We start from the raw sequence: 6,790 nt of genomic DNA on the forward strand, positions 1-6,790 counted from the left end.
AGTTGCCGGGGTCTGACACCACCCACTGTGCGGATGCCTTGCCGATGAAGCAAAGGCATACCGCCATAAGGAGAATTGTTCTTTTCATTATCTTTTGTTTTCAGGGTTTGTAACTCGTTTGTATTCGCCGCCGGGCATGAGCGTTATCCGGTCGGTCTTTTTGTCATAGGTGAACTGTATGCGGAAGCCCGTTTCGATGAACAGGCAGCCGTTCCGTTCTGTTACCGGGTAAGCCGTTTCCAGTATTCTGCCCCTGACATTCGCTTTCCGGGTGACGGTGTATCTGCCGCCCGTTTCCGAGAGTGTGAAAGCCGGGTGTCCCTTGACGTGTACCCAATAGCCCTGCATCCTTTCCAGCTCCTTGCTTCCGCTGTCCTCGCAGCCCGCCAGCAGGCAGGCGGACAATAGCGTGTATATCAGATTGTCAATCCATTTCATATTCCTAATTTTTAAGTTGTTGATGATTGGGGATTTCTTTTGCTTTCTGCAAGCCGCTTGATAGCCAGTTCAAGGTTGCCGCCCAGCTTGTCGGCGAGGGCGAACAGTTCCATTTTCTCGCTTTCCTCGGTCGTGTACGTGTAATATTCTTCCAATGAAACTTCCGTGGCATATACCGCCGATTGTGTGCCGCCCAGCGAGAAGAACACTTCCTTGTACTTCCGTCCGGGGTGGTTCGCCATGTTGATAGACAATATCTGCGAACGCTCCTTGTCGGTCAGTCCCAAGAGGTTCTGTATGCTGTCGAACTTGTTGAGATATTTTCGCTGGTCTAACAATATTTTGCAGTCCGAGTTATTGATGATACTTTCTTTCACGATAGGGGAAGAAATAATATCCTCTACCTCTTGCGTGACTACAATCGCTTCCCCGAAATACTTTCGGACGGTTTTGTACAAATATTTTATGTAGTCCGCCATGTTCGCCGATGCAATCGCTTTCCACGCTTCCTCGATTAGTATTAACTTCCTTATCCCCTTTAACTTGCGCATCTTGTTTATAAAGGCTTCCATGATGATGATAGTCGTTACCGGGAATAAAATCTTGTGGTCTTTGATGTTATCCAACTCAAAGACAATGAAGCGTTTATGCAGCAAATCCAGTTCCTTGTTGGAGTTCAGCAGGTAGTCGTACTCACCGCCACGATAGTACGGTTCAAGCACGTTCAGGAAATTGTCAATGTCAAAATCCTTTTCCCTGACGTTCTTCTGTTCAAGCTGTCGGCGGTAATCATCCCGGACAAACTCGTAGAACGTGTTGAAGCAGGGCGTTACCGAACTGTCTTTGCCTATCAGGTCGATATAGGCACTTACCGCATTGGACAACGCCACTTCTTCCGACCGTTTGGGGGCTTCATCGTCCCGCTTCCACAGGGTGAGTATCAGGGTCTTGATACTCTCTTTCTTCTCGATGTCAAATACCCCGTCTTCGACATAGAACGGGTTGAACGCTATCGGGTTCTCGTTGGTGTAGGTGAAATAAATCCCGTCCTCGCCGTGCGTGCGGTTGTGGATAAGCTGGGACAGCCCCAAGTAACTGTTACCCGTATCGACCAGCAGCACGTGCGCACCCTGTTCGTAATACTGGCGCACCATGTGGTTGGTAAAGAAGGACTTACCCGACCCGCTCGGCCCAAGTATGAACTTGTTTCTGTTGGTCGTGATGCCTTTCTTCATGGGCAAATCCGATATGTCGATGTGCAGCGGGCGACCGCTTACCCTGTCCACCATTTTGATGCCGAACGGCGAAAGCGAACTCTTGTAGTTCGTTTCTTCCACGAACAGGCAGAGAGCCTGCCCCAAGAACGTGTAGAAACTTTCCTCTGCGGGGAAGTCCGCCTCGTTGCCGGGTATGCCCGCCCAAAAGAGCGTGGGCGTGTCGGTGGTGTTGTGGCGTGGCTTGCACTCCATTAGCGCAAGCTGGCTTCCCACATCGTTGCGTATGCGTTTGAGTTCGTCCCTATCGTCACTCCATGCCATGACGTTGCAGTGGCAGCGTACCGAAATAAGCCCCTTGCTGTGCGCTTCGTTCAGGTACTCGTCTATCCACTCCTTGTTCACTTGGTTGGCACGGGAGTAGCGGGAGAGCGATTGCATATTCCGGGCGGTCTGCTCGAAGTTCTTCAGGTTTTCGGCGTGGTCGTCTATGAAGATGAACTGGTTATAGATGTGGTTACACGACAACAGCACGCCCACCGGGGCGGCAAAACTTAATCTGCAATCGCTTCTGTCTGTGGACAGCTTCTCAAATCGGCAGTCCGTCCCGACCTTTCCGGGCAAATCTTCCACGTCTGAAAGCGTGTGCAGGCACAGTATATCGTCCCCGACCCGCATTTCTTCCGGGTACAGCCCGATGTCTTTCAGGCAAGTAGTGTCGGTTTGCGAGAGCGAGAAGTATTTCTCGATGATGCCCGCCTTTCCGTCCTGCCCGGTGATTTCCGATGCCGCCAGCCGGGTAAGGGTGACAAACCCGCTGTCGTTCATAATCCTGTCAAACTGCCCGACCGCTTCGATGAACTTTGCCGCCGCTTCCTTGTCGGCTATCTCCTGCGGTACAATCCTTCCCCGGCAAAGGGTGGAGAAGTCGCTCTGTCGGCGGCTTCTCTCCCTTGTCGTTTTCGTCAGGAACAGGTAGCAGTAATGGTTCAGGAACGGGCGTTCATTGAAGTGCCGTTCAAAGGAGCGGCTTAAAAAACTAAGCTCGTCCCTTTCGGTGTCGGGCTGGTAGTTCTCCTTGATGAAGAAGTCCTGCTTGTGTACTATGGAGTAGTCGGGCAGCACCTTGACCGCCTTGTACCACGCCGAATGTATGGCTTCGTACTCGGCACTGGTGACGGTGAACAGTTCGGGCAGTTCCACCCTGAAAGCCACCGTTATGTCTGCATCCTTTGAAATGATGCAGCCGTTCTCCACCGCCAAAAGTGGAAATTTCCTTTCCAGCGTGGTAGCCTTTAATGTATTCCTCATGTTCTTTCTTCCTTTCTTCTTTTGTAGTTGAACAGCCGGGGTATCGCTTTTCGGCTGATAATGAAGCGTGGGTGTCTTTTGCGTGCGGCTGCTTTCATCAGCCCGTGCGTGCCGTACCGTGCGTTGAGCCGGAACGTCTGCCACACGAGCAGCAGCGAAGCCGACACGATGAAACCGATACATAGCCACTGGTTCACGCCTGCCATGAACAGGACGATGAACACCACGAAGACGGCGAGCAAGCCGCCACAAAAGATAAAGAGGTACTGGCTTTTCAGCCCCTTGAACTCCACCGGCTTCCCGATACCCCTGTTTACCGGATATTCAGACATAGCCGCTGGTTTAGAGGAAGAACGACCGCAGGATAGTGGCGGCGACAATCAGGAAGATGCACGCCCCGAACCAACTGGCGGCGGTCTTTGAGGTGTCGGGGTCACCGCTTGAAAACTTGTTATATACTTTTACCCCGCCAATCAAGCCGCAGACCGCCCCGATTGCGTACACCAGTTTTGTTCCGGGGTCGAAATACCCTGTGATTAGGTTCGTGGCTTCGGTGATGCCCGCCTGCCCGTTGCCCTGTGCGTAGGCACTTACCGCAGCGGCAAGGATAGCCGCCGACAAAAAGATTTTCTTTCTCATTGTGATTTGTTTTTAATGCCGGGCGGCAGGTGGGAAGTCCGCCTTTCCCGGCTGGTGAATAATTTGAAATTTTAGTGGTCGGGGATAGTCCCGTTTGTCTGTTTGGTTTTCAGGTTGCCAATCAACCGTAATCACGTTGCTTCATATTGTTACACATTATTATATTACAGGAAATCGTTCATGTCGAACGCTTCGTGTTCCTTGCTTGTATCGCCAGCTTCGGCAGGGACAGCAGCCGTAGCCAGTTCCGCTTCGTTGCGTCCCAGCAGTTCCGCCACCTTTGCCAGCCCGCCGTTGATGTTCTCCACCACCGCATCGTAGAGGTTCGTCCCCTCAATGCCTGCCAGCGTCCCGGCGGCTTGCCGTTTCTCCGCTTCGGTGGGGTTGTCGGCGTTCGCCGTGCGTACCGCTTCGCCCAGTTCGTCAAAGCTCACGCCCGTAGCCCGCCCGGTATCATCGTCACCGTCCATGTACCCGGCTATTTCCTCGTCCTCGTAGTCGGGTTCGTCATTCTCGTAACCGGGCGTTTCTTCCGCTTCGGCTGCTGCTTCCGAAATGTTTTCTTCCGGCTGTCGGTCAGCCTGCGGCGCAAAAATAGTATCATTTTCAGCCGCTTGCGGGAGGTGTCCCGATTTGTCCTGCGCTGTCCCGATTAGTCCACCCTTGTATCGGCTTTCACCTATCAGCGTGTAGCCTGAAACCCCGTTTCGTGGAAGCGGCGCATCATCCGTTCTGCCCGGTGATGTCCGGCTGTCCGTGTAGCGATACCACAGCCACAGGGCGATATAGTACACCAAAAGCCCGGTAAGTATGCAATAGATAACCATAGTCAGACAGGCTTTTGGAAGTGGCTTTCGTACAGGGTGTTTATCTCGTCTTGGTACTGCTCGAAGTGGCGCAGCAGAATGTTTTCCACGTAGCTGCTTATCGTCACCTTTCGCCCGCCTATCACCGTCACGATACGCATCAGCTTCTCGTGCGTGGTACGGCTCACGTACAAGGGCTGTCGGTCTGCCAGTTCCACTTTCTGAAAGTAGGTTTCCCTGTAGTCACCCGAACCGCCCTTGCGCTTGCGGTTTGTCGTTTTCTCCACCCGCACCAATTCAGTCTGCCGTCCCTCGTGGGCGGTTTCCGTTTCGCCGCCGGGCTGCGGTGCATCATCCGGCTGGCTCTCCCGCTTGGCGGGTACGCCCTGTGAGATAAGTTCTTTCATGAAATCCTCGTCTATCTTCGGCATTCCGCCGCTTTGCTTTGCCATATCATTTTAATTTGATGTAGTACACTATTTCGGTTATCAGTTCTTCCAAGTTGCTTCCCCTTACCAGCGGGCGGCTGGCGGGAAAGAGCGTGGAGCGGAACACCGCCTTTCTATCCGCCACCAGTTCCTTTTTGTAGCGTTTGGTATCGGGGATAAAGGTTTTCATCAGCGGCAGTTCCAGTTCCTTAATCGTCTTGTCGTAGGCGGTGTAAAGGTCTGTTTTCTCCCGCCCGTCCACCATGTTCCAAAAAAGGTACAGCCCGGCAAGTCGGCAGGCTTCATTCTTCACCAATAGCTTTTGGATAGCCATTGCGAACGACAGGCTGCTTTCCAGCACCACCTTGTCGGCTGAAATGGGGGTGAAGATGTAGTCCATGCCCGCGAGGGAGTTTATCACGCCCTCGCTGTTCACCGTGCCCGGCAGGTCGAAAAACACAATATCCGGCACGTGCCCGGCGGCTACATATTCATCAACCGTTGTAATCGCCTTTTCAGGTGAACTGCACAGCACCGGGTAGGCTTTCTTCCCCAGCCGGGTGAACTGTTCATACGCCATTCGCTTGTAATCTTCATCCGCCCCGACCTGCTCGGCATCCCGCTTTCGCATCCCGGCAATGGAGTGTTGCGGGTAGTCGCAATCGACCACCGCCACATCGTAGCCTTTGAGGTAATAGAGGTAACTCGCCGCCAGCACGGTAAAGGTGGTTTTGCCGACCCCGCCCTTTTGGGTGGAAAAGGCGACATAAAGGGGTGTTTTCTCGTTTTCCATATTGCTTTCGTTCATTATTGGTTGATAGATTTATTTATTGCTTTCAATCATTCATTCTTTCCATGTTGCAATCTTGAAATATTGAAAGACTGTTTTATTTCAATCTTGCTTTCCTGCTTTCATTCTTTCTTGAAATATTGAAATCCTGCAATCACGTTTTCTTGAAATCATGCTTTCAATCAGGAAATCCGATGCAAAAAAAGGGAGAAAAAACGTCCCCTGAAAACCTTGTCCCGATTTGTCCTGCGCTGTCCCGTTTTGTCCACCAACTACCTATTTTACAGCATTATAAATCACCGTTACTTTGCAGCGGAGTAACGAACCGCAGGGAGCGCAGGTGTAAAACCGGGCTGGTGAACGCAGGGCTTACCGTTCCACGCTAACCCCAATCCGTCCGTGACGGATTTTGATTTTCGTCAGAAAATAGCAAGGTGTGTTTTGTATGCTACAAAACCGTTTTCCGTGCCTGAAAACGCCTTGCCCCTTGCGGGGGTAAAAATCACTCCGAAGTCGTAATTTTTTTAATCCAAAGAAGCATGGAAACAAGAAAACCTAACAAGGGCGGTCGCCCCGCCCTCGCAGACCCGGCGAAGCATCGCCATGTCCTTTACCTGAACGACCGGGAGAACGCCCGCTTCCTCTCGCAATGGGAGCAGTCGGGCGTCACGAGCAAGTCCCGTTTCATCGCCGCCCGGCTGTTCGGCGAGCCGTTCCGGGTGGTGAAAGTGGACAAGTCGGCAGTAGAATATTGTGCCCGGCTGACCGAATTTTATGCACAATTCAGAGCCGTGGCGGTCAATTACAACCAAGTTGTAAAGGCGTTGCACAACAACTTTTCGGAGAAAAAGACACTGGCTTTTCTCTATAAACTGGAGAAAGCGACCACCGAACTGGCGATGTTGAACCGTCAGGTTATCGACCTGACAAACGAGTGCAAGGAACTATGGTTGCCAAAATAAGCACGGGCGGCAATATGTTCGGCGCACTGGCGTACAACCAAAACAAGGTGGACAGCGGGGAAGCAAAGGTGCTTTTCTCCAACCGGATGCTGTTGAGCGAGGACGGGAATTTCTCTATCGGCGAGTGTATGCGCAGCTTTGAAATGCAGATGCCCGTCCAGCTATCCACCAAGAAGCCGATACTTCATATTTCCATAAACCC

General features: G+C 52.2%; 9 protein-coding genes and 1 pseudogene. 2 read left to right on the forward strand and 8 right to left on the reverse strand.

Translation table 11 applies throughout. The features are described 5' to 3' along the window. The 8 genes from BXY_RS19655 to BXY_RS19690 form a co-directional block, all read right to left on the reverse strand. Window positions 1-88 (reverse strand): DUF4141 domain-containing protein (locus tag BXY_RS19655; RefSeq protein ID WP_208946926.1); only part of this gene is annotated, 88 nt, incomplete at its 3' end. After that, window positions 88-438 carry a DUF3876 domain-containing protein gene (locus BXY_RS19660; protein WP_005924203.1) on the reverse strand — a complete coding sequence of 117 codons (351 nt, stop codon included), beginning with the start codon at window positions 436-438 and terminating at the stop codon, window positions 88-90. The genes BXY_RS19655 and BXY_RS19660, both read right to left, overlap by 1 nt. Before the next feature lie 11 nt (window positions 439-449). Next, on the reverse strand, window positions 450-2,963 hold the full coding sequence (locus BXY_RS19665; protein ID WP_208946866.1) for a TraG family conjugative transposon ATPase: 2,514 nt from the start codon (window positions 2,961-2,963) through the stop codon (window positions 450-452). Next, complete coding sequence (locus BXY_RS19670) at window positions 2,960-3,295, reverse strand: DUF4133 domain-containing protein (RefSeq protein ID WP_010803765.1); 336 nt, start codon at window positions 3,293-3,295, stop codon at window positions 2,960-2,962. Before BXY_RS19670 ends, BXY_RS19665 begins: the two co-directional genes overlap by 4 nt. 10 nt (window positions 3,296-3,305) lie before the next feature. Further along, window positions 3,306-3,602 carry a DUF4134 domain-containing protein gene (locus BXY_RS19675; protein WP_004309970.1) on the reverse strand — a complete coding sequence of 99 codons (297 nt, stop codon included), beginning with the start codon at window positions 3,600-3,602 and terminating at the stop codon, window positions 3,306-3,308. Between the two features lie 164 nt (window positions 3,603-3,766). Next, on the reverse strand, window positions 3,767-4,429 hold the full coding sequence (locus BXY_RS19680) for a hypothetical protein (RefSeq protein WP_015532760.1): 663 nt from the start codon (window positions 4,427-4,429) through the stop codon (window positions 3,767-3,769). A 2-nt stretch (window positions 4,430-4,431) separates the two neighbouring features. After that, window positions 4,432-4,860, reverse strand: coding sequence for a DUF3408 domain-containing protein (locus BXY_RS19685; protein ID WP_015532761.1), 429 nt, complete (start codon window positions 4,858-4,860; stop codon window positions 4,432-4,434). Window position 4,861: 1 nt separating this feature from the next. After that, on the reverse strand, window positions 4,862-5,644 hold the full coding sequence (locus tag BXY_RS19690; protein ID WP_015532762.1) for a ParA family protein: 783 nt from the start codon (window positions 5,642-5,644) through the stop codon (window positions 4,862-4,864). A 521-nt stretch (window positions 5,645-6,165) separates the two neighbouring features. On the opposite strand from BXY_RS19690, the gene mobA reads away from it, so the two are divergent. Then, entirely contained in the window at window positions 6,166-6,588 is a 423-nt protein-coding gene (gene mobA / locus BXY_RS19695) for a conjugal transfer protein MobA (RefSeq protein ID WP_007754154.1), read from the forward strand. After that, window positions 6,561-6,790: pseudogene (locus tag BXY_RS19700) on the forward strand (conjugal transfer protein MobB); the annotation flags it as partial. The gene mobA and the pseudogene BXY_RS19700, both read left to right, overlap by 28 nt.

Origin of the sequence: Bacteroides xylanisolvens XB1A (assembly GCF_000210075.1) — a bacterium.
In the GTDB taxonomy this organism is placed as follows: domain Bacteria; phylum Bacteroidota; class Bacteroidia; order Bacteroidales; family Bacteroidaceae; genus Bacteroides; species Bacteroides xylanisolvens.